This window comes from Achromobacter sp. FW305-C-28 (assembly GCF_058783235.1).
This window is the reverse complement of record NZ_JBYSYL010000001.1, coordinates 1-23202: the sequence shown is the minus strand read 5'-3', so window position 1 is coordinate 23202 and position 23202 is coordinate 1. Positions and strand designations below refer to the sequence as shown.

The window sequence follows — 23202 nt, the reverse complement described above, 5'->3', positions numbered from 1 at the left end:
TCCGAAGTACCGGGACGACCGCCGCTCGGCGCAAAGCACCTCTCACCAGCGCGCTTTCAGCGCGGTAATTCATGGAAATTTGCTTCTATTTGATGAAGCAAATAATTATGTATTGCGTCACTATATTGACGCAAATTAATATTTCTTGCTTCTTATTAGTGAAGCAAAATATTGATGGAAACTTCACTACAGGCTATCATTTTCTGCATATTTGATAGCCTATAGGCCAGCAAAATGGATTCTAAATTAAGACAGCTCCGGCTTGAGCAGGTCCAGGCGTCGGCCGCCGCGTACACGGATTTGACCAACCGTCGCCCTCCGCCGCGTGGATGGCTGAAGGCCATCCGAGAGTCGCTAGGGCGCACCGAGCGACAGCAAGCCGAGAGGTTGAACATTACCGGTTCGACCCTGCACAAATCGGAGTTGGCAGAAGCTGAGGAGCGAATCACGCTCGGACAACTGCGCAAGTTGGCTGACGGGCTGGACTGCGAGCTGGTCTATGCCCTGGTGCCCAGAAAGCCACTGACTCAGGTGGTCGAAGACCGGGCGCGCTCAATTGCCCTGCAGGAAGTGAGCGCAGTTGCACACACCATGAATCTGGAAGACCAACGTCCGGCAACCGACCGACTCCGCAAACAGGTTGAGCAGAGAACGGCTGAGCTACTCCGGGGCCGCTGGTCCGACCTATGGCGATAGATTTTGACGAACAGGAAGGACAGACACCGCTCGACCCAGACGAGCTTGCAGGGCTCATACCGACACACCTGACCACCCAGGGCGAACTGAATGACTGGGAACAGCTGAACATCCTGCAAGCCGTGCAATGGGTTAGCCGCCAACGCAAGGTCGATGTCCTCAGCGAAGCGTTCTGTCGCAACCTTCACAAGAAAATGTTCGACCAGACCTGGTCATGGGCAGGCACGTTCCGCAAGTCCGACAAAAACATCGGATGTGACTGGACGCAGATCAGCGTCAAGCTGAGAAACCTGTTCGATAACACGCGATGGTGGGTCGACAACGGCATATTCCCGCCCGATGAAATGGCCGCGCGATTTCACCGCGAGCTGGTGTGGATCCATCCTTTTCCAAACGGCAATGGTCGACATTCACGAATGATGGCTGATGCGCTCTTGCGCAGCATGAAACAGGAGCCTTTTTCGTGGGGTGGCGGCGGGACATTGGTTAAAGCAGATAACGCCCGTTCTGATTACTTGACCGCCTTGCGTGCTGCGGACAAAGGTGATTACCGCTTGCTCTTCGTCTTCGTACGAAGTACTGCTTAGCCGTCACACGGCCAAGCAGGACGTCAAGCCCTCTGTGCCGGGCCGCCCTACTGCTGCCGGCGCGCGCGCAGCAGCTTGAACAGCGCCGCGCCCACCACCGGCACGATGGCCGCGGCCAGGCCCAGCAGCACGATGGTGTTCAGGTGTTCCTTGACCAGCGGGATGTTGCCGAAGAAGTAGCCCGCGGCCACCAGGCTGATGACCCACAGCAGCGCGCCCAGGATGTTGAACAGCTGGAAGCGCGACAGCGGCATGTCGGCCACGCCCGCCACGAACGGCGCGAACGTGCGCACCACCGGAATGAAGCGCGACATGACGATGGTCTTGCCGCCATGCTTTTCGTAGAAGGCGTGGGTGCGCATCAGCGCGCCACGGTCCAGGAAGCGCAGGTTCATCGAAAACACGCGCGGCCCGATGTAGCGGCCGATGGCGTAGTTCAGCGTATTGCCCGTTACAGCCGCCACGATCAGCAGCGCCGACAGCAGGACCGGATCCAGGCTGCCCGTGGCGCCGAAGGCGCCGGCAATGAACAGCAGCGAATCGCCCGGCAGGAAAGGCAGCACCACCAGCCCGGTCTCGGCGAACACGATCAGGAACAGCACCAGATAGACCCACACGCCGTATTGCTGGACCCAGACGCCCAGCGTCTGGTCGATGTGGAGCACCATTTGGAAAAATTCAAGCATCAATGCGGCCCTGGAAGCGGATGGGGGATCAGCCAGGGAATATAGCCCACCGAGTCAAGAGGCTAAAATCATCCTTATAGCTACACCGGGACACCCCATGACAGAACGCCGCTCCATTCTTGCGCTTCCCGACCTGCTGATCAGCCAGATCGCCGCGGGTGAAGTGATCGAGAGACCCGCATCGGTACTCAAGGAAATCCTTGAGAACGCCATCGACGCGGGCGGACGCGCGATCGAAGTCCGCCTGGAAGGCGGCGGCATCCGCCGTATCGCCGTCACCGACGACGGCGGCGGCATTCCGCCCGAAGAGCTGCCGCTGGCCCTGGCGCGCCACGCCACCAGCAAGATCCGCAACCTGAACGAGCTGGAATCCGTCGCGTCCATGGGGTTCCGCGGCGAAGCGCTGGCCTCGATCGCGTCGGTGGCCCAGGTGTCCATCATTTCGCGCACCCGCGACGGCGAGCACGCCTGGCAGATCGATGCCGGCAGCATGCAGGTCGGTCCCGCCTCGGGCCCGCCGGGCACCACCGTGGACGTGCGCCAGTTGTTCGACGCCGTGCCGGCGCGGCGCAAGTTCCTGCGCTCGGAGGCCACGGAATTCGGCCATTGCGTCGACGCCATGGAGCGTATCGCCATGGCGCATCCGCAGATCGCCTTCCGCCTGTTCCACCACGACCGCGCGCAGCGCCAGTGGCTGCCCGCCGAACCGCCGCAGCGCATCCGTGACGTGCTGGGCGCGGAATTCGCCGAACACGGCCTGCTGCTGTCGCACAGCGTGGGCACGGTCAGCCTGGCCGGCATGATCACCCGCCCCACAGCCGCCCGCGCCCGCGCCGACCGCCAATACCTGTACGTGAACGGCCGCTACGTGCGCGACCGCACGGTCAGCCACGCCCTGCGCGCCGCCTACGCGGACGTACTGCACGGCGACCGCCAGCCGGCCTACGTGCTGTTCCTGGACATCGACCCCGCCGCCGTGGACGTGAACGTGCACCCGGCCAAGCACGAAGTGCGCTTTCGCGACAGCGGCGCGGTGCACCGGTTCGTGACGCACGCGGTCAGCCAGACGCTGGCGCAGACGGGGGGCTCGTCGGCAGTGGCCCCGGCCGGCGCCGCGCGCGATGAGGAATTCGAGACCGTGGCGCCGTCGGGCACATCTGCGGAGGCAGCCGTGCCCGCAGACGGCGGGGCAAGCGCGCCGGGCGCCCGGCACGCGGCCGGCGAAGCCTCGCCCCGCCCCGGCTACACCGGCGCCGGCAGTGCCGCCCCGTACGGCCTGCGGCCCTCGCCCACCGCGCCGCGTCCACACACGCAGGTGCCGTTTCGCCTGCATGCGGAACCCGCCGGCATCCCCGTGGCCGACTGGCAAGCGCTGTATCGCCCGCTGAACGACGACACGGCCCCGCGCACCGAACCGCTGCGCGATGCGGCCACGCCGGTTGCCCCGCAAACCTCGGCCGTCGCCTCCCTGCCCGCCGATGAAGAGCATCCGCTGGGCATGGCGGTGGGCCAGTTGCACGGCATCTACATCCTGGCGCAGAACCGCCGCGGCATGGTGCTGGTGGACATGCACGCCGCGCACGAGCGGGTGGTCTACGAGCAGCTCAAGCAGGCGCTGGACGCTCGCAGCCTGCCGCGCCAGGACCTGCTGGTGCCGGTGGTGTTCCACGCCCAGGAAAAGGACGTGGCAGTGGTCGAGGAATTCGAGGAACAGCTCGAAGACCTGGGCTTCCAGATGCGGCCGTCGGGGCCCACGTCGATCGCCGTGCGATCGGTGCCCGCCATCCTGGCGCGCGGCGACATCGAGACGCTGGCCCGCGCCGTGCTGCGCGACCTGGCCGGCGTGGGCGTGTCGCGCCTGTTGACCGAACAGCGCAACGCGCTGCTGTCGACCATGGCCTGCCATGGTTCGGTGCGCGCCAACCGCAAGCTGACCCTGGAAGAAATGAACGGCCTGCTGCGCCAGATGGAAGCGACCGAGCGCGCCGACCAGTGCAACCACGGCCGCCCGACCTGGGTGCAGTGGTCCGTGTCGGACCTGGACAAGCTGTTCCTGCGCGGCCAATAGATCTTGCCCGTGCCGTCCCCCGCCCCCGTCGTCATCTGCCTGGCCGGCCCCACCGCGGCCGGCAAAAGCGCATCCACCCTGGCGCTGGCCGAACGCTGGCCGCTGGAAATCATCAACGTCGATTCCGCCACGATCTACCGCGGCATGGACATCGGCACCGCCAAGCCGTCGCCGGCCGAACAGGCGCGGGCGCCGCAGCACCTGCTGGACATCCGCGACCCGGCGCAGTCGTATTCCGCCGCCGAATTCCGCGCCGATGCGCGTCGCCTGATCGACGAGATCCGCGCGCGCGGCCGCATTCCGCTTCTGGCGGGCGGCACGATGATGTACTACAAGGCGCTGCGCGACGGCCTGGACGACCTGCCGCAGGCCGACCCCGTGCTGCGCGCCGAACTCGAAGCGCGCGCCGCCCGCCTGGGCTGGCCGGCGCTGCATGCCGAACTGGCCGTGCTGGACCCCGTCACGGCGGCGCGCCTGGCGCCCAACGACAGCCAGCGCATCCAGCGCGCGCTGGAAATCTGCCAGCTGTCGGGCCAACCCATGTCCGCCCTGCTCAGCCGCGGCCTGCGTCCGCCCGACGATGACGCCGACCGCTACCTGACCCTCAGCCTGGAACCCTCCGACCGCGCCGCGCTGCACGCGCGCATCGAACAGCGCTTTGACGCCATGCTGGACAACGGCCTCTTGGACGAGGTGCGCGGCCTGCATGCGCGCGCCGACCTGCACCCGGGCCTGCCGTCGGTGCGCTGCGTGGGCTACCGCCAGATGTGGGCCCACCTGGATGGCGCGATCAGCCTGGACGAGGCCCGCGAACAGGGCATCGCCGCGACCCGCCAACTGGCCAAGCGCCAGATCACCTGGCTGCGGGCCCAGCCTGAACGCATCATCGTCGACTGCCTGGCGGCCGACGCGGTGGCGCAGACCATCGACGCGGTGGCCGTGGCGCTGGCCGACGCGCCTTGATGCACGGGGATTCCGGCCTTCGGGCCTGACCATTCGCCGCAGCCGGCCATCCACGGCGGCGGCAAGACACAGGGGATCGGGTTCATGGATGTCAACGAAGCGAACAAATCCTTTGCGGCCGCGCTGCGCAAGCAGGACAAGGCCCTGATCGGCTCGATCCAACGGCTGCTTCAGGAACGGCCGTTCTCACTGGACCCGGGCGCTTCCAAGGACACCGTGGACGCCATCCACTTCGAGTACGACTGGGAGTCGTTCGCCCCCGTCGCCATTCCGTTGAATACGCGTTCCGGCTACTGCGGACGCGGCCTGCCGCTGGCCTTGCCGGCCCCGCTGATTCCGCCGGCCGTCGACGCCGCGCTGGACGAGGCCATGGACAACGAAGACGATGATTTTGGCGACGACGTGCGCGAGGCCATGACGGACACCTATGTCGCGTGGTTCCAGGCGGCCTGGCGGGAGGCACGAGCCGCCAACCCCTCCCTGCGCGGCTTTCTGTCCGTGCACGACACGATCTGGCGCACGGACCTGGATACGGGCGAGGAATTCCGCGAGGACGCGGGCCGGGTCAAATTCTTTTGATGATCCGGCGCAAATAAAAAAAACCGCCACCAGGGCGGTTTTTTTACGCGAGCCTGCCGGCTCAGACCACCACGGTCTGGGGCATGCCGTCGGTCTGCTCGACGATCTCGCCCAGCTTGCTGACCGTTTCGCCCTGCTCGCGCAGCGTCGCGGCAATGGCGTCGGCCTGGGCCGGGTCCACCACCAGCACCATGCCGATGCCGCAGTTGAAGACGCGGTACATCTCGGTATCTTCGACGCCGCCCTGGGCTTGCAGCCACTGGAACAGCTTGGGCATTTCCCAGCTGTCGCGCTGCAGCTTGGCCGCCAGGCCGGGCTGCAGGATGCGCGGCACGTTGTCCAGCAGGCCGCCGCCGGTGATGTGGGCCAGGCCCTTGATGGCGGTGCCGTGCTTGGCCAGCGCGGCCAGCACCTGCTTGACGTAGATGCGGGTCGGGGCCATGACCACGTCGACCAGCTTCTGGCCGTGGAAGTCGTCGTCGGGCTTGGCGCCGGCGCGTTCCAGGATCTTGCGCAAGAGCGAATAGCCGTTGGAATGCGCGCCGCTGGACGCCAGGCCCAGCACCACGTCGCCGGTCTTGATCGACTTGCCGTCGATGATGGCCGACTTTTCGACCGCCCCCACCGCGAACCCGGCCAGGTCGTATTCGCCGTCCGGGTACATGCCCGGCATTTCAGCGGTTTCGCCGCCGATCAGGGCGCAACCCGACAGCTCGCAGCCCTTGGCGATGCCGCCCACCACCGACGCCGCCGTGTCCACCGAAAGCTTGCCGCAACCGAAGTAGTCCAGGAAGAACAGAGGCTCGGCGCCCTGCACCAGGATGTCGTTGACGCTCATGGCCACCAGGTCGATGCCGACCGTGTCGTGGCGGTTCCAGTCGAACGCCAGGCGCAGCTTGGTGCCCACGCCGTCGGTGCCCGACACCAGCACCGGCTCTTTGTAGTGCTTGGGCACTTCGAACAGGCCGCCAAAGCCGCCGATACCGGCCAGCACCCCGGGGCGCATGGTGCGCGCCGCGAGCGGTTTGATACGGTCGACCAGGGCGTCGCCCGCGTCGATGTCGACACCGGCATCGCGGTAGGTCAAGGGAGCTTTGGGTTGATTCGTCATGAGAAATGCCGTGGGGTATGTAACAATTGCTGGGAATTTGGGTGGAACGCCCTGCATTTTACGATGTTGCGGCCCGGTCCAGGCTGACGGGCGCCGAAAGCCGCCCGGGGCGGGCGGGCCGGCGGGTCGGCATTTTCGCGCAAACCCAAGCCAGGCAAAGGCCTTGGACGCGACACCGCCCCCCCGGGTGGTTTAAAGTGTAGGGTTGGCCGATAGCGATTTTGCCAGTTTCTGGCGGGCAATGCCGCCTTCGGCCTTGGGCAAGAGCCAACGCCCCGCGTCACCCGCCTGATCGATAACCTCTCATGAACCGCCAGCTGCTGCTTGACGTTCTTCCCGCGCCAGCGCCATCGCTGAACAATTACATCGCCGGTCCCAACGGAGAGGCGCTGGCGGCCGTGCGCACGCTCGCCCCGGGCCGCGCGCTGTATATCTGGGGTTCCGCCGGCTGCGGCCGCAGCCATCTGCTGCGCGCCCTGACCGCGCGCGCGGACGCCGTCTACATCGAAGCCGCCAACAGCGCCAATATCCTGCGGGTGCTGGCCGAAGCCGATTCCAAGTCGCCCATGCCCAAGTTCGTGGCCGTGGACGACGTGCACCGCATGGACGAACACCGCCAGGCGGGCCTGTTTGCCCTGTACAACCGCTGGCGCGAATCCGCCGCCACCGGCCGCGCCTTTGCGCTGGCCGTGGCCGGCGACCGCGCACCGCTGTCGATGCCGCTGCGCGAAGACCTGCGCACCCGGCTGGGCTGGGACCTGGTGTTCCGCCTGGATCCCCTTTCCGACGCCGACAAGCTGGCCGCATTGGCCGCCCAGGCCGCCGAACGCGGCCTGCACTTGGCGCCCGAAATCATCAATTGGATGCTCACGCACCACGAGCGCGACATCCGCAAGCTGGCCGCCTTGCTGGACGCGCTGGACCGCTATTCCCTGGCCACTGGCCGTCCCATCACCCTGCCCCTGTTGCGCGCCATGCTCGCAGACCCTGATTCACAACGCCCATGACCTCCCGACGTCTTGCCCTGTTCGACCTGGATCACACCCTGTTGCCGCTGGACAGCGACTACCAATGGGCCGACTATCTGGCGCGCACCGGCCGCGCGGGCGACCCCGACCAGGCCCGTCGCCGCAACGACGACCTGATGGACCGCTACAACCGCGGCGAACTTACCGCCGAGCAGGCCGCCGAATTCATGCTGGGCCTCTTGGCCGCGCACGCGCCGTTCGAACTGGCCGCCTGGCACGAGGAATTCATGGCCGAGGTCATCCGGCCGTCGATCACGCCCGCCGCGCGCGAGCTGGTCGAATCGCACCTGGAAGCCGGCGACCTGTGCGCGGTGGTCACGGCCACCAACAGCTTTGTCACCGCCCCCATCGCCCGCGCCTTCGGCGTGCCCCACCTGGTCGCCACCGACGCCGAAGTCCAGCGCGGCCGCTACACCGGCCGCATCCTGGGCACGCCCAGTTTCAAGGAAGGCAAGGTGGTGCGCGTGAACGATTGGCTGGGCGCCATGGGATTAGGACTTGCAGATTTTTCCGAATCGTTTTTCTATAGCGATTCGGTCAATGATGTCCCGCTGCTCGAAAAGGTGACCCGTCCGATCGCCGCCAACCCCAGCCCGACCCTGCGCAAGATCGCCCAGGAACGCGGCTGGCAAGTGATCGACCTGTTCGACCACGTCATAGATGCCAAGTCCTAAATGATCACCGAAACCATAAAAAAATTCGTCGGCCGACTATTCGCGCCGGCAGCCCGGGGGCCTTTGCGCATCGGACGCGACAAGCACGGCATCGACCGGCGCAACGTGTCGCGCCACGCCATCAAGGTGTGCGAAGTATTGCGCCAGCATGGCTATGAGGCCTATATCGTCGGCGGCGCAGTGCGCGACCTGATCGTCGGCCTGGAACCCAAGGACTTCGACGTGGCCACCAACGCCACGCCCGAGCAGATCCGCCCGCTGTTTCGCCGCGCCCGCATCATCGGCCGCCGCTTCCAGCTGGTGCACGTGGTGTTCGGCCAGGAAATCATCGAAACCTCGACTTTCCGGGCCCCGGCCTCGGAAGACCAGGAAACCGACGAACACGGCCGCATCCTGCGCGACAACGTGTTCGGTTCGCACGAAGAAGACGCGGCCCGCCGCGACTTCACCATGAACGCGCTGTATTACGACCCGCACAACGAGGAAGTCATCGACTTCCACAACGGCGTAGCCGACCTGAAGAAGCGCCAGGTCCGCATCATCGGCGACCCCGCCAAGCGCTACCGCGAAGACCCCGTGCGCATGCTGCGCGCGGTGCGTTTCGCGGCCAAGCTCAACGGCACCATCGATCCGGCCACGCGCCAGCCCATCCGCACGATGGCCAACCTGATCGAAAACGTGCCGGCCTCGCGCCTGTTCGACGAAATGCTCAAGCTGCTGACCTGCGGCCATGCCATGGACTGCCTGCGCCAGTTGCGCGCCGACGGCCTGCACAACGGCCTGTTGCCGCTGCTGGACGTGGTGCTGGAACAGCCGGGCGGCGAGAACTTCGTCGAACTGGCCCTGGAACGCACCGATGCCCGCGTGCGCGCCGGCAAGACCATCAGCCCCAGCTTCCTGTTCGCCGCGTTGCTGTGGCAACAGGTGGACGTGCGCTGGAAGCAGCTGCGCGCCCAGGGCGAGCACACCATTCCCGCGCTGTCGCAGGCAGCCGACTCGGTGCTCGACGAACAGACCGAAAAGCTCGCCATCCAGCGCCGTTTCTCGTCGGACATGCGCGAAATCTGGTTCATGCAGCCGCGTTTCGAGCGCCGCATGGGCAAGACCATTTTCCGCATGATCGAACAGCCGCGCTTTCGCGCCGCCTGCGACTTTCTGCAGCTGCGCGCCGCGGCCGGCGAGTTCGACAGCGTGCTGGCGCAGTGGTGGATGGACCTGGCCAACGCCGATGACGCCACCCGTGCCGACATGATCGAAGACCTGGGCCGCCAGCCGCGCGATCCGGCCGAGGCGCCCGCGCCGTCGGCGCGCAAGCGCCGCCCGCGCCGCCGTCCCAGCTCGCGGGCCGCCAGCGGCGGCGCCGGGTCCGCCGAATAAGGCCATGGCCGCCCCCGTGCGCGCCTACATCGGGCTGGGCGCCAACCTGGGCGACAGCGCGGCCACCTTGCGCACCGTGCTGGCCGAACTGGCCGGCGCGGACGGCATCGACGCGGTAACCGCGTCGCCGTTCTACCGCAGCGCCCCGGTGGACGCCACCGGGCCGGATTTCGTCAACGCCGTCGCGGCGCTGGACACCACCCTGGCGCCGCTGGCCCTGCTGGACCTGCTGCAAACGCTGGAACAGCGCCACGGCCGCGAACGTCCCTACAAGAACGCCCCCCGCACGCTGGACCTGGATCTGCTGCTGCATGGCGACACGACCCTGGCACACGAACGCCTGGTGCTGCCCCACCCCCGCATGCAATGGCGCGCCTTCGTGCTGCGACCGCTGCGCGACCTGGCGCCCACGCTGACGCTGGCCGGCCGCAGCCTGGATGCCTGGCTGGACGACATCACCGACCAGCCGATCGATCGCATTGCCTGAGAACGTATGGCCTGAACGTGGCGCGCCCGGTTCCGGCCACGCTTTCCCCTGATCGCTGCCCCGCACCCTACCCGGCTTTCCGTTAACCGGACGCGGGCTGCCAGGCCTTGGGCGTGAACGCCAGCATGGCGCGTTCGACATCACTCACCGTGGGCAGGCCCGCCTCGTTGCCCAGGTGCTGGATCTTGTGCGCCGACGCGGCGCGCGCGAAGGTGAAGTGTTCTTTCCAGGGCAGTTCGGGCCGGTTCAAGTACGACCACACATAGGCGCCGTGGAACACGTCGCCCGCGCCCGAGGTATCGACGATGCGTGCGGCAGGCACGTCCAGAGACGGCAGCGTGTCGACGGTGCCGCTTTCGTCGTACCAGAGCATGCCGCGCTCGCCCATCGTCACCGCGCCGATGCGGCAGCCGCGCTGGCGCAGCAGGTCCAACAGGCCTTGCGGCGACAGGCCCAGTTGTTCGCACATGCGCTCGGCGCATACGGCCACGTCGATATGGCGCAGCAACTCATCCGTGTTCTCGCGCACCCCGCCGCCGTCCAGCGACGTCAGGATGCCGGCCTGGCGGCAGGCGCGCGCGTAGTGCAGCGCGGCGTCGGGCTGATGGCCGTCCAGGTGCAGCGCGCGGTAGCCGGACACGTCCAGGCGCGGAAAATCGTTCAGGTAGTCGGTATCGCGCGCCCGCACGATGGCGCGCTTGCCGTGGTTGGGCATGATGAACGACAGCGACGAGCGGCGCACCTGCCGGCCGTGCAGCGTCACGCCATGCGCGGCGGCCATGTCGGTGTACATGTGGCCCAGCCAGTCGGGCGCCAGCGAGCACACCAGGTCGGGCTGGGTACCCAGCTTGCCGCAGGCGAACGCCGCGGTGACGGCATTGCCGCCGAACGACACGGCGTAATCGCGCGCCACGCTCTTGTCGTCGCCGGTGGGCCACTCGTCGGCCAGCACGGTGACGTCGATGTAGGTATGCCCGATGAACAGCGCTTCGCTCATGGGTTCATCAACCACCGACGGCTTCCCCGGCCTGCGCCAGCACGCGGCGCGCGCGGGTAATGACAGGCGCATCCACCATCTTGCCGTCCAGCATGAAGGTGCCCGTGGACTTGTCGCGGTGGGCGTCGACGACGCGGCGGGCCCAGGCCAGTTCGGCCGGGTCGGGCGCGAACGCCGCGTGGATGACGGGGACCTGCGCGGGATGGATGCACAGCATGCCGCCAAAGCCCATCTGCTGCGCGCGCGCGGCGGCGCGCGACAGCCCGGCGTGATCTTCGACCCCCGCGAACACGCCGTCCAGCGCGGGCGCCAGCCCGGCCGCACGCGTCTGCAGCAGCACCTGCACCCGGGCCTGGTCCAGCACGACCTGCGCGCCGTCGGTATCGGGCGCCAGGCCCAGGTCCAGGCCGTAATCGAGGCTGCCAAAGGCCAGCCGGGCCACCCCGGGGGTGCCGGCCACCTCGGCGGCGTTGAGCACGCCGCGCGCGGTTTCAATGATGGGAATGACGGGCAGCCCGGTCTGCGCCACGTGGCGCACCTGGGCCAGGCTTTCGGCCTTGGGCAGCAGGATGCCCGCCACCGCCGGCCGGCCGCGGCAGGCTTTGAGGTCGTCGTCGTGCCACGAGGTGGACGCATCGTTGATGCGCACCCACACCCGTGCCTGCGGGTGGGTGCCCAGGAAGTCGCACAGGGCTTCGCGGGCCGAGGCCTTGGCCAGGTGCTCGACCGCGTCTTCCAGATCGACGATCACGGCGTCGGCGCCCGCGGCCAGGGCCTTGGGGATACGCTCGGGGCGCGAGGCCGGCACGAACAGCGCGGTACGAACGACGGGATGCATCACACGACCTCCGAGGCATGGAATTGCGCCACCTGATCCGGCGCGTATCCCAGAGATGCTAGCACCGCATCCGTGTTTTGGCCCACGGCGGGCACCGCCGCCATGCGTGGCGCGAAGGCGTTGCTGCTGGCCGGCGGCAGCAGCGCCGGCAGCGCGCCGGCAGGGCTGTCGACCTGGCTCCAGCGGGCCCGCGCCTGCAACTGCGGGTGCGCCCACACGCCGGCCATGTCGTTGACGCGCGCATTGGCGATCTGGGCGTCTTCGAGGCGCTCGGTGACCTGCTGCACCGACAGGTCGGCAAAGGCCGCCACGATCAGCGCCCGCAAGGCATCGCGGTTGGCGGTGCGCAGCGAATTCGAGGCAAAGCGCGGGTCTTCGGCCAGTTCGGCCTGGCGCAGCACCTGGGCGCAGAACACACGCCATTCGCGTTCGTTCTGCAGGCCCAGCATGATGGTGTTGCCGTCGCCGGTGGGAAACGGGCCGTAGGGGTAGATGGACGCATGGGCCGCGCCGGCGCGCACGGGCGGCGCCGCGCCTTCGAACGCGTAGTACATCGGAAAGCCCATCCACTCGACCATGCTTTCGAGCATGGAGACGTCGAGCCGGCTGCCCAGCCCGGTTTTCTGGCGCAGCAGCAGCGCATTGAGAATGGCCGAATAGGCGTACATGCCCGCGGAAATGTCGGCGATGGAACAGCCGGCCTTGACCGGATCGTCGGCTGTGCCGGTGACCGACAGAAAGCCGCTTTCGCTCTGGATCAAGAGGTCGTAGGCCTTTTTGTCCTGGTAGGGGCCGCCTTCGCCGTAGCCCGAGATATCGCAGACGATCAGGCGCGGATACCTGGCGTGCAGCGCCTCGAACGACAGGCCCAGGCGGGCCGCGGCGCCGGGCGCCAGATTCTGTACCAGCACGTCGGCCTGTTGCAGCAGGCGGTCCATGATGTCGCCGGCTTCGCCGCGCTTGAGGTCGAGCGTCAGGCTTTCCTTGGACCGGTTGGTCCAGACGAAGTGCGACGACAGGCCGCGCACGCGCTCGTCGTATCCACGGGCGAAGTCGCCGGCGCCGGGGCGTTCGATCTTGATGACGCGCGCGCCCATGTCGGCCAATTGGCGGGTGCAGAACGGCGCGGCGATGGCGTGTTCGAGGCTGACGACGGTAATGCCGTCCAGCGGGCGGGGGGCCGGGTTGCTCATTCGGTGAACCTCAGTTCGGCTTGATGGGCCAGCGTGCCGTCCTGCTCGGCCCACAACTGGGCCACGCCGGCTTGCTCGATGCGGCCGGCCACGTGGAACGGCGCGGGCGAGATCAGCGGGCGCAGGCCACGGTAGGTCAAATGTGTGGGCCGGGCCTTGGGATGGGCGCGCTGGAACGCGGCGACCATCTCGGTGGCGATCAGCGGCCCGTGCACCACCAGGCCGGGGTAACCCTCGGTGCCCGTGACGTAGGGATGGTCGTAGTGGATGCGGTGGCCGTTGAACGTCACGGCGGAATAGCGGAACAGCAGCACCGCCGACGGCTCGACCGGGTCGCGCCATTGCGCCTGGGGCGCGGGCTCGGTGCCGGCCAGCTTGGGCGGCGTGGGCTGGCGGTAGACGATGTCCTGTTCTTCCAGGATGGCCAGTTCGCCTTCCTGGCGGTATTCATGGCGCACGGTGACGAACAGCAGCGCCCCGCTGCGGCCGGCCTTTTCCTTCACCTCCGCCACGGCCGAGATGCGCTCGGCCGGCACGCCGACGCGCAGGGGGTGCAGGAATTGCACCCGGCCGCCGGCCCACATGCGGTTGCGGTCGTGCGCCGGGGGCAGGAAGCCGCCGCGCGCGGGGTGGCCATCCGTCCCCAAGCCGTCCACGCCCACGGTGCTGATGAAGAACGCCCACTGCCACAGGGGCGGCAAGGGGTCGCCTTGCGCAGGCGCCGGGCCGCCCAGCGTGGCGGCGATGCGGGCGGCGTGGCCGGGGTCCAGCGCATCCGCCTGGCGTTCGCCGCTGCCGATCCAGGCGGCCGGGTCTGTCGATGTCATGCCGATATCCTTGTCATAGGGGTTACGGGTAGCATCCCGCAAGCCGCGCAGGCTGTGAATTCGTTTTTCCTCAAGGCGGGGTTTGCGGCGCATGAATCGTGCGCCCCGCGCCCGCCGCCGTAATATAGGCGCCATGCACTTCGACCTTGCCGACCTACGCCTGTTCATCCACATCGCCGAGTCTCCCAGCCTGACCCAGGCCGCCAAGCGGGCGCACCTGTCGCTGGCCGCGGTCAGCGTGCGCATCAAGGCGCTGGAAAATCAGCTCAATACCCGCCTGTTGTACCGCGACAGCCGCGGCGTGGAAATCACCCCGGCCGGCCAGCGGTTGCTGCAGCACGCCCGGGTCATCATGCGCCAGGTCGATCACCTGAAGCATGACTTCCAGGAACAGGCCGACGGCGACGCGGGCCATATCCGCATTTTCGCCAACACCACCGCCGTCACCGAGTTCATGCCCGACATCCTGGCGCACTTCCTGTCGGGCCACCCGGGCGTGACGGTGGACCTGCAGGAACGCCTGACGCGCGACATCGTGCGCGGCGTGCTGGACGGCACCACCGACCTGGGCATCGTGGCCGGCCCGGTCGACGCGCCCGAACTGCAGACGATTCATTTCAGCACCGACCGCCTGGTGCTGGTGGTGCCCAACGGCCACGCGCTGCAGGCGCAGGACAAGGTCAAGCTGGCCGACGCCGTGCGCTACCCGTTCATCACCATGCACGAAGGCTCGACCCTGGTGGCGTTTCTGCGCGATCAGTTGGAGCGCATCGGCCAGCGGCTGCCCCAGCGCATCCAGCTGTACAGCTTCGATTCCATCTGCCGCATGGTGCAGGCCGGCGTCGGCGTGGGCGTCATTCCCGATTCGGCCGCGCGCCGCTACGGCACGGAAATGAAGCTGCGCGTGGTAGAGCTGGACGAACCCTGGGTAGTGCGTGAACGCAAGCTGCTGGTGCGCGACATCGACGCCCTGCCCGGCTGTGCGCGCGAGCTGATCGAGCAGATCCGGCAGCCGGGCGAGGCCGCACCCGCGGCCTGATCCCGGGCTGGCTTTGAGCCCGCCCCGCTCACGTCGCCCCCTTCTGCGAGATCAACGCCCCTTGAACGCCGGTGCGCGTTTCTGCGCGAACGCCTGCATGCCTTCCAGGTAATCGTCGGTGTAGCCCAGCTCGCGCTGCAGCCTGCATTCCAGGTCGAACTGCTCGGCCAGCGTATTGCCGCTGGACGCATGCAGCGCCGCCTTGGTGGCGCCGTAGGCCCGCGTCGGCCCCGCCGCCAGCGTGGCGGTCACCTCGGCCAGCGTGTCGGCCAGGGTCTCGTCCGGCACTACCCGCCAGATCAGGCCCCATGCTTCGGCCTGTCGCGCGCTGACGGCTTCGCCGAACAAAGCTGCGCCCATGGCCCGCGCCGAGCCCACCAGGCGTGGCAGGAACCACGTGCCGCCGGCATCGGGCAACAGGCCGATCTTGCTGAACGCCTGGATGAAGCGGGCCGATTCCACCGCAAACACCACATCGCAGGCCAGCACCAGGCTGGCGCCCGCGCCGGCGGCCACGCCGTTCATCACGCACACCACCGGCACCGGCAACGCGCGCAAGCGCATGATCAGCGGGCGATACGACTTGGCCAGGATTGCACTGAGGTCGCGCCGGCTGCCGTCTTCGGGCGGCTTGCGCTCGCCCAGGTCCTGCCCGGCGCAAAAGCCGCGGCCGGCGCCGGTGATGACCACGCCGCGCAGGCCGGCGTGCGCCTCCAGCTCGTCCAGCGCTCGCGCCAGTTCGGCGTGCATCACGGCGGTGAAACTGTTCAGCCGTTCGGGACGGTCCAGCGTGATGACGCCCACGCCCTGGTCCAGCACGAAGCGGATCTGCGTGTAGCCGGCGCGGGCCGCGCTGGCATCGGAATTGGCGGTGCTCATGTCTGTGGCTTCCGATGATGTGGGCTTCATGCCAATTCCTCCAGCACGGCCAATTGCTCAGCGCTGTCGCCCAGCAGCAGGTCCACCACCGTCAGGCGCTTGAAGTAGTCGCCCACCTCCAGCTCGTCCGTCATGCCCATGCCACCATGCAGCTGCACCGCCATCTGCGCCACCTGCCGGCCAGCGCGCGCAGCTTCCAGCTTGGCCGAGGCCAGCATGCGGCGGCGCTGGGCAGCGTCCGGCTCGGTCAGCGCCGCCACCGCCACATAGGCCATGGACAGTGCCAGTTCCTTGGCCACCAGCATCTCGGCCAGACGATGTTGCAACGCCTGGAACGAGGCCAGCGGCTGGCCGAACTGCTGGCGCGTCTTGAGGTAGTCCACGGTGATTTCCAACAGACGCTCCATGGCGCCGGCCGCGTGCGCGCACAGCGCGGCCGTGCCCCATTGCAGCGCCTCGGCCAAGGCCGCGTCGGCCTGCGCGCCTTGCGCCAGCAGGGCGTCCGCCGGCAAGGCAACCCCCGCGAAATCCAGCCGCGCGCAGCGCGCGCCGTCCAGCGTCGGCGTATCGGTGACGCACACGCCCGCAGCGTCCGCCGGCACCGCCAGCAACACCGTCGCGCCGCTCTCGTCGCGTGCGCTGACCCACCAGGCCTGCGCGGCCGCACCGTGCCACACCAGGTGCTTGGCGCCATCCAGCCGCCAGCCCGCACCGCTGCGCACCGCACGGCAGACGTCGGGCGTGGCCTCATAACGCCGCCCCGGTTCCTGCCAGGCCACGCTGACCACGCATTCGCCCGAGGCAATGCCAGGCAGCCAACGCTGGCGCGCCTGCCCGCCGCAGGCCTCGATCAGGGCGGCGCCCATCACCGCGCTGGGAATGACCGGCTCGGCCACCAGGCCGCGGCCCAGCTCCACATGCACGGGCAGCAGGCTGGCGGGCACTTCGCCAAAGCCGCCCGCGTCCTGCGCGATGGTCAGGCCCAGCACACCCACGTCGGCCAGCGCGGCCCAGGCGCGGGCATCGAGCCGCCCCGCCGTTTCGCGGGCACGGCGTTGCGGCCGGGTCCATGCCTGGTCCACCAGGCGGCGCAGGCTGTCGGCCAGCATGCGCTGTTCTTCGGAATAGAGAAAGTCCATGCGTCGTGTTCCTAGTCTTGGAGCGATGGGGCCTACAGGCCCAGCACCAGGCGGGCGATGATGCCCTTCTGCACTTCGGTGGTGCCGCCGTAGATCGAGGTCTTGCGCATATCGGCGTAGCCGGCGCCCGAGGCGGCGGCCATCTCGGGGCCGGGCCCGTGCCAGTCGGCGTCAGCCAGCATCCAGGCCGGGTCATAGGGCCAGGCGTCCGGGCCGGCCACTTCCATCTGCAGCATCGCCAGGTCCTGCTGGATCTCGGAGCCGCGGATCTTCAGCACCGACGCCTCCGGCCCCGGCGTGCCGTCGTTGCTGGCCGCCACGCGCAGCAGCAGCATCTCCAGCGCCATGATGTCGACCTCGATGCGCGAAATGCGGTCGCGCATGCGGCTGTCGGCCAGCAGTGGCCGGCCTCGCGAGGTGGCTCGGGCGGCCATGCCCTTCAAGATGTCGAGTTCACGATGGCAATGGCCCAGGCCGGCGATGCCGGTGCGTTCGTGGCCCAGCAGATATTTGGCGTAGGTCCAGCCGTGGTTTTCTTCGCCCACCCGGTTTTCCACAGGCACCCGCACGTTTTCCAGCCACACCTCGTTGACGTCGTGGCCGCCGTCGAGCGTGCGGATCGGGCGCACCGTCACGCCGGGAGCGCGCATGTCCAGCAGCAACATCGAAATGCCGCGCTGGGCCCGCGCATCGGGATCGGTGCGCACCAGGCAGAACATCCAGTCGGCGTACTGCGCCAGCGTGGTCCAGGTCTTCTGGCCGTTGACGACGTAGTCGTCGCCGTCGCGCACCGCGCGGGTCTTGAGCGACGCCAGGTCCGACCCGGAGCCCGGTTCGGAATAGCCCTGGCACCACCAATCCTGCACCCGCGCCATGCGCGGCAGAAAGCGCGCCTGCTGCGCGGCGCTGCCGTACTTCATCAATACCGGGCCGATCATCGACAGGCCGAACGGCAGCAGCCGCGGTGCGCCTGCCTTGAAGCATTCCACTTCGAAGATCAGCCGCTGCAACGCGTTCCAGCCGGTGCCGCCGTGTTCCACGGGCCAATTGGGCGCCCCCCAGCCCTGGTCGGCCAGGAGGTTGTGCCAACGCACGTAATCGTCCCGCTCCAGCCGCTGATGGCGGCGCACCTTGGCGCGGATGTCCGCCGGCAATCGGTCGGCGGCAAACGCGCGCACCGTCTCACGAAACTGGCGCTCTTCGGGCGTCCAAGTCAGATTCATGGTCTGTCTCCTTTGACCGGTATCTAGCCATGGCCCGCCCCGCCGGGACAATCTGCGGTTGCCGAAGGGCGGCTTTTGCGGCGATGTAGGGACCCGGCCCAGCGTCGCCCCACCGCAGGCACTACGGGCCGGCAAAAGGCCTGCTTCAGCAATGAAGAATGGCACGCGCCGGCACCAGCCCCGACACTGGCGGCTCGTCAACCCGGAAACCCCACGCAATGACCGCTACCGCCCCGAACGACGCCACCACCGGCGTCGACGCGCAGTACCGCCAGGCGCTGGACCAGGGCCGCTTCCTGATCCAGCACTGCGCCGCCTGCGACCGCGCCGTGTTCTATCCCCGCATGCTCTGCCCGCATTGCGGCGCCGACCAGCTGTCCTGGAAAACGCCCGACGGGCGCGGCACCGTCTATTCGACCACCGTGGTGCGGCGCAAGCCCGAGGCGGGCGGCGACTACAACGTGGCGCTGATCGACCTGGCCGAAGGGGTGCGCCTGATGAGCCGGGTGGAGGGCATCGCGCCCGACGCCGTGCGCATCGGCATGGCGGTGCGGGCACAGGTGGCGGTCGCCGAGGGCCGCGGCCTGGTGGTCTTCGTTCCCAACAAGGAGGCGCCATGACGCTGAACGATCTGCGCGGCGCCGTCGCGGTGGCCGGCGTGGGCCATGCCGGCCTGGGCCAGGCCAACGGCTATACCGAAATGGAAATCCTGGTGCAGGCCGCGCAGCGCGCCGTGGCCGACGCCGGCCTGACGATGCAGGACATCGACGGCCTGTGCACGGCCAGCGTGGCCGCGCCCATGTGGGCGATGCCGGTGATCGAACACCTGGGCATCCGCCCGACCTTCATCGACAGCACCATGTTGGGCGGCTCCAGTTTCGTGGCCCACCTGTTGCCCGCGCTGCACGCGCTGGCCTCGGGCCAATGCAACGCGGTGCTGGTCTGCTACGGCAGCACCCAGCGCACGTCCGCCCTGAGCCGCGCCGAAATCGGCCGCGTGCGCAAGCAGTTCGATCCGCAACCCTACGAAACGCCGTACGACCCGCTCAGCCCGCTGTCGTCGTATGCATTGGCCGCCGCGCGCCACATGCACCAGTACGGCACCCGCCGCGAAGACCTGGCCCGGGTGGCGCTGGCCGCCAACCAGTGGGCCCAGCTCAACCCCGAGGCGCAGCTGCGCGAGCCGGCCACGCTGGAACAGATCCTGTCGGCGCGCATGGTGTCGGACCCCTTGAGCGTGCGTGACTGCTGCCTGGTGACGGACGGCGCCGGCGCCTATGTGCTGGTGCGCGCCGAACGCGCCCGCGACCTGCCGCGCCCGCCGGTGTACGTGCTGGGCAACGCCACCGCCGTCTGGAACCGGCAGATCTCGTCCATGGAAGACCTGACGGTAACGGCGGCGGCGGAGTCCGGCCGCCGCGCCTATGCCATGGCCGGCGTGACGCCGCGCGACATCGACGTGGTGGAGCTGTACGACGCCTTCACCATCAACACGCTGCTGTTCCTGGAAGACCTGGGCTTTTGCGCCAAGGGCGAGGCGCGCGACTTCATTGCCGACGGCGCGATCGCCCCGGGCGGACGGCTGCCGGTGAACACCAACGGCGGCGGCCTGTGCTGCGTGCATCCCGGCATGTACGGCGTCTTCATCATGATCGAGGCGGTCAGGCAGTTGCGCGGCGAAACCGGTGCACGCCAGGTGTCCGGCGCCGACCTGGCGCTGGTGCATGGCAACGGCGGCACGCTGTCCAGCCAGTCCACCGCCATTCTCGGCACCGCCGCCACGCTGTAGCTCGCACCACGATGTTCCCGGCAGCCCCCGATATCCGCAGCGACAAGATTTTTCCCCACCGTCTTTCCCAAACTCGCGGCGCCACTTATTCCCAGCCGCTGAAACAAAGGCCGGCGTAGGCGCGCACATGTCGTTCCGCTCCGCGACCGGCCTATCCCCAAGGAGACATGAGCGTGAACATCAAGCCCCTGCTGGCCGCGGCGACCTTCGCCGCGGCCCTGGCGACCGGCGCCCCCGCCAGCGCCGACAATGCCTACCCCGACCGGCCGATCCGCCTGCTGGTGGGCTACGCCCCGGGCGGCCCGGTGGACACCACCGCGCGCGTCTTCGCCAAGTACCTGGGCGACAAGCTGGGCCAGGCGGTGGTGGTGGAAAACCGCGCGGGCGCCAGCGGCATGATCGCCTCCGACGCCACGGCCAAGGCGCCGCCAGACGGCTACCTGCTGGGCTTTGCCGCCAGCCCCACGCTGACGATGTCGCCGCTGGTGCAGCGCAGTACGCTATTCGATCCGCGCAAGGACTTCTCGCTGATCGGCCTGATCGTGGACTACGCCAACGTGCTGCTGATCGGCCCGCAGGCGCCCGCCAAGAGCGTGGCCGAACTGGTGGACTACGCCCGCGCCCACCCCGACGCGGTGTCGTTCGGATCGGCAGGCATCGGCGCATCGAACCATCTGTCGGCCGAGCTGCTGAAAAAGCAGGCGGGCGTGCCGATGCTGCACGTGCCCTACCGCGGCAATTCACCGGCGATGATGGATGTGGTGAGCGGCAAGATCACGTTCATGTTCGACATCACCAGCACGGCGATCCCGTTCATCAAGAGCGGCAAGGCGCGCGCGCTGGCGGTCACGTCACGCACGCGCAACCCCGAGCTGCCGGACGTGCCGACGATGATCGAGGCGGGCATGAAAGACTACGAGGTGGTGGGCTGGTACGCGCTGGTCGCGCCGAAGAAGCTGCCGGACAACATCCGCGCCCGCCTGATCCGCGCACTGTCGGACGTATCGCAAGACCCGGCGTTTCGCCGCGCGATGACGGAAGGCGGCTACACGATCAACACGGGCGACGCCGCCGCGCTGCAAGACCGCATCGACCGCGAGTACGCGCTATGGGCGGACGTGATCCAGAGCGCGAACATCCAGGCGAACTGACCCCTTTCTGTTGAACCGCACCCGGAACCTGCCTATGAGCCGAACGCCCGCCTTGCGCACGCAAACCCGATTGCCGATCATCGGCGCCCCCATGTTCCTGGTCTCGGGCCCGGACCTGGTGGCCGCGCAATGCGGCGCCGGCATCATCGGCACGTTCCCATCGCTGAACGCCCGTCCGCAGGAACAGCTGCACGAGTGGATCACCCGCATCGAAACCCGCCTGGCCGCGACTCGCCGCGCGGCGCCAGGCACGCAGGTCGCCCCCTACGGGGTGAACCTGATCGTGCACCCCAGCAACGCCCGCTGGCAAGGCGACCTGGCAATCTGCGCGGAACGCCAGGTGCCGCTGCTGATCACATCGCTCTACCCACCGGAAGCCGTAGTGCGCGCCGCCCACGCCTACGGCGGCCAGGTCTACCAAGACGTCACAACGGTCCGCCATGCCAAGCGCGCGCTGGACGCGGGCGTGGACGGCCTGATCCTGGTGGCCGCCGGCGCGGGCGGCCACGCGGGCCAACTGAACCCGATCGCCCTGGTCAACGAAATCCGCGCGTTCTACGACGGCCCGCTGGCCCTGTCGGGCTGCATCAGCCACGGCAAGGACATCCTGGCCGCCGAGGCCCTGGGCTGCGATTTCGCCTACATGGGCACGCGTTTCATCGCGACCCACGAATCCCTGGCAAACGAAGCCTATCGGGAAATGGTGCTGACGGCACAGGCTACAGACGTGGTCTATACATCGTATTTCTCAGGCATTCCGGCAAATTATCTGAAGCCAAGTATTGAAGCGGCAGGGTTGGATTGGAGAAATCTGCAAGGCCAGAATGATGTTCAGCGCAAAGCCTGGAAGGACATCTGGAGCGCGGGCCAGGGCGTGGGTTCAAGCCAAGAGATCTTGGCGGTGGCAGATCTTGTGGCATTGCTGGAGGCAGAGTATCGAGAGGCAAGGAAAACATTGCTTCGTATTTCTTGATGTTGTTTTATTACTTCTTATGTAGTTTTATTTTTTACTTATGTGATTTGGTTTGGGTTGTGCGGTCGATTGATCTTCGTCGGTCGCCCCTGGCGGGGGTGGCTTGTGGAGTGAGCGCCCACGATTGCGGTCCGGAGCCTTCGCTCCGGACTTCCCCCTCGTCATCGTCGTACGCCTTCGGCTCCCTTCCGATTCCCTCGGGCGCATCGAGGTTGCCCACTCCACAAGCCACCCCCACCAGGGGCTACGTGCATCTGGGTTTGATGCGCGGTTAGACCTGTGGTCAGGGAATGGAATCTGCAGGGTCGCCAAGCCGCGGCCGCGCGGGCGGCCACGTTTGGCATTGCGCTGCTGGAATGTGTTGCGGCGGCGCTTCGCGCTGGTGGAGAGTGGGGTTCTTTTGACTCCCCGCGTCGGGGGGAGGGGCGGTGATGGGCGGCGCGATCAGGCACTGGCTTGCGCATGCTGACCGTCTCGCGCGCCGCCCATCGGGCGCTGCACACTGACGTCGAACGCCACGGCATCCGCGCCGATAGATACTGCCGCATGTCCATCAGCACTAGGCGCTCACAAAACAGGCCGCTCTAACACCACCAGCATCGCCACCCACACGCGATAGCGCCATCGGCGCCCGCAAGACAACGCGTAAGTCTCGCCGCCCGCGCGGCCGGCACGAGACGGGCACCGTCCCACCCCACTCTGACCGTGATTACCATGCCAAGCACACCGCTCTACCCAGCTATCGTGGCTAAACGGCATCCTGAGCGCTTGGCGGTGTCGGTGTGCGGTGGGCGGGGCGTTAGATGCGCCCGAGGGAATCTGAAGCCCAATAGTCGTCATGCACGACACCCGTGACGAAGAAACTGTCTTCGTGGCCCCGCCTGTGGCAAGGTGGAAT

23 protein-coding genes are annotated in these 23202 nt (G+C 67.8%); 14 read left to right on the top strand and 9 right to left on the bottom strand.

The window, feature by feature from the left end:
- Positions 1 to 234: 234 nt before the first annotated feature.
- Together AC3WMR_RS00115 and AC3WMR_RS00110 are read left to right on the top strand one after the other, a co-directional pair.
- A complete protein-coding gene (locus AC3WMR_RS00115) occupies positions 235 to 696 on the top strand; it encodes a mobile mystery protein A (protein WP_492262185.1) in 462 nt (153 codons plus the stop codon).
- A complete protein-coding gene (locus tag AC3WMR_RS00110) occupies positions 687 to 1283 on the top strand; it encodes a mobile mystery protein B (protein WP_492262184.1) in 597 nt (198 codons plus the stop codon). Before AC3WMR_RS00115 ends, AC3WMR_RS00110 begins: the two co-directional genes overlap by 10 nt.
- Before the next feature lie 47 nt (positions 1284 to 1330).
- Here AC3WMR_RS00110 and AC3WMR_RS00105 read toward each other — a convergent pair whose 3' ends face one another.
- Positions 1331 to 1969 (bottom strand): VTT domain-containing protein, encoded by a 639-nt coding sequence (locus AC3WMR_RS00105; RefSeq protein WP_492262183.1) that lies wholly within the window; start codon positions 1967 to 1969, stop codon positions 1331 to 1333.
- 97 nt (positions 1970 to 2066) lie between these two features.
- Here AC3WMR_RS00105 and mutL point away from each other — a divergent pair, with 97 nt between their 5' ends.
- From mutL to AC3WMR_RS00090, 3 genes are all read left to right on the top strand, one after another.
- On the top strand, positions 2067 to 4037 hold the full coding sequence (gene mutL, locus AC3WMR_RS00100) for a DNA mismatch repair endonuclease MutL (protein WP_492262182.1): 1971 nt from the start codon (positions 2067 to 2069) through the stop codon (positions 4035 to 4037).
- Positions 4038 to 4040: 3 nt separating this feature from the next.
- On the top strand, positions 4041 to 5000 hold the full coding sequence (gene miaA, locus AC3WMR_RS00095; RefSeq protein WP_492262181.1) for a tRNA (adenosine(37)-N6)-dimethylallyltransferase MiaA: 960 nt from the start codon (positions 4041 to 4043) through the stop codon (positions 4998 to 5000).
- 84 nt (positions 5001 to 5084) lie between these two features.
- The gene (locus tag AC3WMR_RS00090; protein WP_492262180.1) at positions 5085 to 5579 is read left to right on the top strand and encodes a hypothetical protein; all 495 of its coding nucleotides are present in this window, start codon (positions 5085 to 5087) and stop codon (positions 5577 to 5579) included.
- A gap of 61 nt (positions 5580 to 5640) precedes the next feature.
- Here the strand turns inward: AC3WMR_RS00090 and purM are convergent, their stop codons facing one another.
- Positions 5641 to 6690 carry a phosphoribosylformylglycinamidine cyclo-ligase gene (purM, locus tag AC3WMR_RS00085; protein WP_175190754.1) on the bottom strand — a complete coding sequence of 350 codons (1050 nt, stop codon included), beginning with the start codon at positions 6688 to 6690 and terminating at the stop codon, positions 5641 to 5643.
- A gap of 305 nt (positions 6691 to 6995) precedes the next feature.
- Between purM and hda the strand changes: the two genes are divergently transcribed.
- Genes hda through AC3WMR_RS00065 form a run of 4 tightly spaced genes read left to right on the top strand, consistent with a single transcriptional unit; the run spans position 6996 to position 10256 of the window.
- The gene (gene hda / locus AC3WMR_RS00080; RefSeq protein WP_025136728.1) at positions 6996 to 7697 is read left to right on the top strand and encodes a DnaA regulatory inactivator Hda; all 702 of its coding nucleotides are present in this window, start codon (positions 6996 to 6998) and stop codon (positions 7695 to 7697) included.
- Complete coding sequence (locus AC3WMR_RS00075) at positions 7694 to 8392, top strand: HAD family hydrolase (protein WP_025136727.1); 699 nt, start codon at positions 7694 to 7696, stop codon at positions 8390 to 8392. Before hda ends, AC3WMR_RS00075 begins: the two co-directional genes overlap by 4 nt.
- A complete protein-coding gene (pcnB, locus tag AC3WMR_RS00070; RefSeq protein WP_025136726.1) occupies positions 8393 to 9769 on the top strand; it encodes a polynucleotide adenylyltransferase PcnB in 1377 nt (458 codons plus the stop codon).
- 4 nt (positions 9770 to 9773) lie between these two features.
- A complete protein-coding gene (locus AC3WMR_RS00065; protein WP_492262179.1) occupies positions 9774 to 10256 on the top strand; it encodes a 2-amino-4-hydroxy-6-hydroxymethyldihydropteridine diphosphokinase in 483 nt (160 codons plus the stop codon).
- A gap of 82 nt (positions 10257 to 10338) precedes the next feature.
- Here AC3WMR_RS00065 and AC3WMR_RS00060 read toward each other — a convergent pair whose 3' ends face one another.
- Genes AC3WMR_RS00060 through AC3WMR_RS00045 form a run of 4 tightly spaced genes read right to left on the bottom strand, consistent with a single transcriptional unit; the run spans position 10339 to position 14111 of the window.
- Entirely contained in the window at positions 10339 to 11253 is a 915-nt protein-coding gene (locus tag AC3WMR_RS00060) for a sugar kinase (RefSeq protein ID WP_492262178.1), read from the bottom strand.
- A 7-nt stretch (positions 11254 to 11260) separates the two neighbouring features.
- A complete protein-coding gene (locus tag AC3WMR_RS00055; protein WP_492262177.1) occupies positions 11261 to 12094 on the bottom strand; it encodes an HpcH/HpaI aldolase/citrate lyase family protein in 834 nt (277 codons plus the stop codon).
- Positions 12091 to 13284 carry a CaiB/BaiF CoA transferase family protein gene (locus AC3WMR_RS00050; RefSeq protein WP_492262176.1) on the bottom strand — a complete coding sequence of 398 codons (1194 nt, stop codon included), beginning with the start codon at positions 13282 to 13284 and terminating at the stop codon, positions 12091 to 12093. Before AC3WMR_RS00050 ends, AC3WMR_RS00055 begins: the two co-directional genes overlap by 4 nt.
- Positions 13281 to 14111 (bottom strand): HTD2 family dehydratase, encoded by an 831-nt coding sequence (locus AC3WMR_RS00045; RefSeq protein ID WP_492262175.1) that lies wholly within the window; start codon positions 14109 to 14111, stop codon positions 13281 to 13283. Before AC3WMR_RS00045 ends, AC3WMR_RS00050 begins: the two co-directional genes overlap by 4 nt.
- 133 nt (positions 14112 to 14244) lie before the next feature.
- On the opposite strand from AC3WMR_RS00045, the gene AC3WMR_RS00040 reads away from it, so the two are divergent.
- Positions 14245 to 15150 carry a LysR family transcriptional regulator gene (locus AC3WMR_RS00040; protein WP_025136720.1) on the top strand — a complete coding sequence of 302 codons (906 nt, stop codon included), beginning with the start codon at positions 14245 to 14247 and terminating at the stop codon, positions 15148 to 15150.
- 51 nt (positions 15151 to 15201) lie between these two features.
- On the opposite strand, the gene paaG is transcribed toward AC3WMR_RS00040, so the two are convergent.
- The 3 genes from paaG to AC3WMR_RS00025 are packed head-to-tail and all read right to left on the bottom strand — an operon-like array spanning position 15202 to position 18391.
- Positions 15202 to 16029 carry a 2-(1,2-epoxy-1,2-dihydrophenyl)acetyl-CoA isomerase PaaG gene (gene paaG / locus AC3WMR_RS00035; RefSeq protein WP_492262853.1) on the bottom strand — a complete coding sequence of 276 codons (828 nt, stop codon included), beginning with the start codon at positions 16027 to 16029 and terminating at the stop codon, positions 15202 to 15204.
- 26 nt (positions 16030 to 16055) lie between these two features.
- Positions 16056 to 17168 (bottom strand): acyl-CoA dehydrogenase family protein, encoded by a 1113-nt coding sequence (locus AC3WMR_RS00030; protein ID WP_492262174.1) that lies wholly within the window; start codon positions 17166 to 17168, stop codon positions 16056 to 16058.
- Between the two features lie 32 nt (positions 17169 to 17200).
- Positions 17201 to 18391 (bottom strand): acyl-CoA dehydrogenase family protein, encoded by a 1191-nt coding sequence (locus tag AC3WMR_RS00025; RefSeq protein ID WP_492262173.1) that lies wholly within the window; start codon positions 18389 to 18391, stop codon positions 17201 to 17203.
- Between the two features lie 218 nt (positions 18392 to 18609).
- Here AC3WMR_RS00025 and AC3WMR_RS00020 point away from each other — a divergent pair, with 218 nt between their 5' ends.
- The 4 genes from AC3WMR_RS00020 to AC3WMR_RS00005 all read left to right on the top strand — a co-directional run bounded on the left by AC3WMR_RS00020 (position 18610) and on the right by AC3WMR_RS00005 (position 22304).
- Positions 18610 to 19011, top strand: a complete 402-nt coding sequence (locus AC3WMR_RS00020) for a Zn-ribbon domain-containing OB-fold protein (RefSeq protein WP_492262172.1) — start codon at positions 18610 to 18612, stop codon at positions 19009 to 19011.
- Positions 19008 to 20180 carry a thiolase family protein gene (locus AC3WMR_RS00015; RefSeq protein ID WP_492262171.1) on the top strand — a complete coding sequence of 391 codons (1173 nt, stop codon included), beginning with the start codon at positions 19008 to 19010 and terminating at the stop codon, positions 20178 to 20180. The genes AC3WMR_RS00020 and AC3WMR_RS00015 overlap by 4 nt, the downstream gene beginning before the upstream one ends.
- Before the next feature lie 173 nt (positions 20181 to 20353).
- Positions 20354 to 21331 (top strand): Bug family tripartite tricarboxylate transporter substrate binding protein, encoded by a 978-nt coding sequence (locus AC3WMR_RS00010; RefSeq protein ID WP_492262170.1) that lies wholly within the window; start codon positions 20354 to 20356, stop codon positions 21329 to 21331.
- A 34-nt stretch (positions 21332 to 21365) separates the two neighbouring features.
- Positions 21366 to 22304 (top strand): NAD(P)H-dependent flavin oxidoreductase, encoded by a 939-nt coding sequence (locus tag AC3WMR_RS00005; RefSeq protein WP_492262169.1) that lies wholly within the window; start codon positions 21366 to 21368, stop codon positions 22302 to 22304.
- Positions 22305 to 23202: the final 898 nt, after the last annotated feature.

What these genes read in the sequence shown, in the direction of transcription:
- AC3WMR_RS00045 (WP_492262175.1), bottom strand. Translation starts at nt 14,111, where the DNA reads ATGACATCGACAGACCCGGCCGCCTGGATCGGCAGCGGCGAACGCCAG.
- AC3WMR_RS00105 (WP_492262183.1), bottom strand. Translation starts at nt 1,969, where the DNA reads ATGCTTGAATTTTTCCAAATGGTGCTCCACATCGACCAGACGCTGGGC.
- pcnB (WP_025136726.1), top strand. Translation starts at nt 8,393, where the DNA reads ATGATCACCGAAACCATAAAAAAATTCGTCGGCCGACTATTCGCGCCG.
- AC3WMR_RS00020 (WP_492262172.1), top strand. Translation starts at nt 18,610, where the DNA reads ATGACCGCTACCGCCCCGAACGACGCCACCACCGGCGTCGACGCGCAG.
- AC3WMR_RS00090 (WP_492262180.1), top strand. Translation starts at nt 5,085, where the DNA reads ATGGATGTCAACGAAGCGAACAAATCCTTTGCGGCCGCGCTGCGCAAG.
- AC3WMR_RS00030 (WP_492262174.1), bottom strand. Translation starts at nt 17,168, where the DNA reads ATGGACTTTCTCTATTCCGAAGAACAGCGCATGCTGGCCGACAGCCTG.
- mutL (WP_492262182.1), top strand. Translation starts at nt 2,067, where the DNA reads ATGACAGAACGCCGCTCCATTCTTGCGCTTCCCGACCTGCTGATCAGC.
- AC3WMR_RS00110 (WP_492262184.1), top strand. Translation starts at nt 687, where the DNA reads ATGGCGATAGATTTTGACGAACAGGAAGGACAGACACCGCTCGACCCA.
- AC3WMR_RS00015 (WP_492262171.1), top strand. Translation starts at nt 19,008, where the DNA reads ATGACGCTGAACGATCTGCGCGGCGCCGTCGCGGTGGCCGGCGTGGGC.
- paaG (WP_492262853.1), bottom strand. Translation starts at nt 16,029, where the DNA reads ATGAGCACCGCCAATTCCGATGCCAGCGCGGCCCGCGCCGGCTACACG.
- AC3WMR_RS00060 (WP_492262178.1), bottom strand. Translation starts at nt 11,253, where the DNA reads ATGAGCGAAGCGCTGTTCATCGGGCATACCTACATCGACGTCACCGTG.
- purM (WP_175190754.1), bottom strand. Translation starts at nt 6,690, where the DNA reads ATGACGAATCAACCCAAAGCTCCCTTGACCTACCGCGATGCCGGTGTC.
- AC3WMR_RS00065 (WP_492262179.1), top strand. Translation starts at nt 9,774, where the DNA reads ATGGCCGCCCCCGTGCGCGCCTACATCGGGCTGGGCGCCAACCTGGGC.
- AC3WMR_RS00005 (WP_492262169.1), top strand. Translation starts at nt 21,366, where the DNA reads ATGAGCCGAACGCCCGCCTTGCGCACGCAAACCCGATTGCCGATCATC.
- hda (WP_025136728.1), top strand. Translation starts at nt 6,996, where the DNA reads ATGAACCGCCAGCTGCTGCTTGACGTTCTTCCCGCGCCAGCGCCATCG.
- AC3WMR_RS00050 (WP_492262176.1), bottom strand. Translation starts at nt 13,284, where the DNA reads ATGAGCAACCCGGCCCCCCGCCCGCTGGACGGCATTACCGTCGTCAGC.
- AC3WMR_RS00075 (WP_025136727.1), top strand. Translation starts at nt 7,694, where the DNA reads ATGACCTCCCGACGTCTTGCCCTGTTCGACCTGGATCACACCCTGTTG.
- AC3WMR_RS00025 (WP_492262173.1), bottom strand. Translation starts at nt 18,391, where the DNA reads ATGAATCTGACTTGGACGCCCGAAGAGCGCCAGTTTCGTGAGACGGTG.
- AC3WMR_RS00115 (WP_492262185.1), top strand. Translation starts at nt 235, where the DNA reads ATGGATTCTAAATTAAGACAGCTCCGGCTTGAGCAGGTCCAGGCGTCG.
- AC3WMR_RS00040 (WP_025136720.1), top strand. Translation starts at nt 14,245, where the DNA reads ATGCACTTCGACCTTGCCGACCTACGCCTGTTCATCCACATCGCCGAG.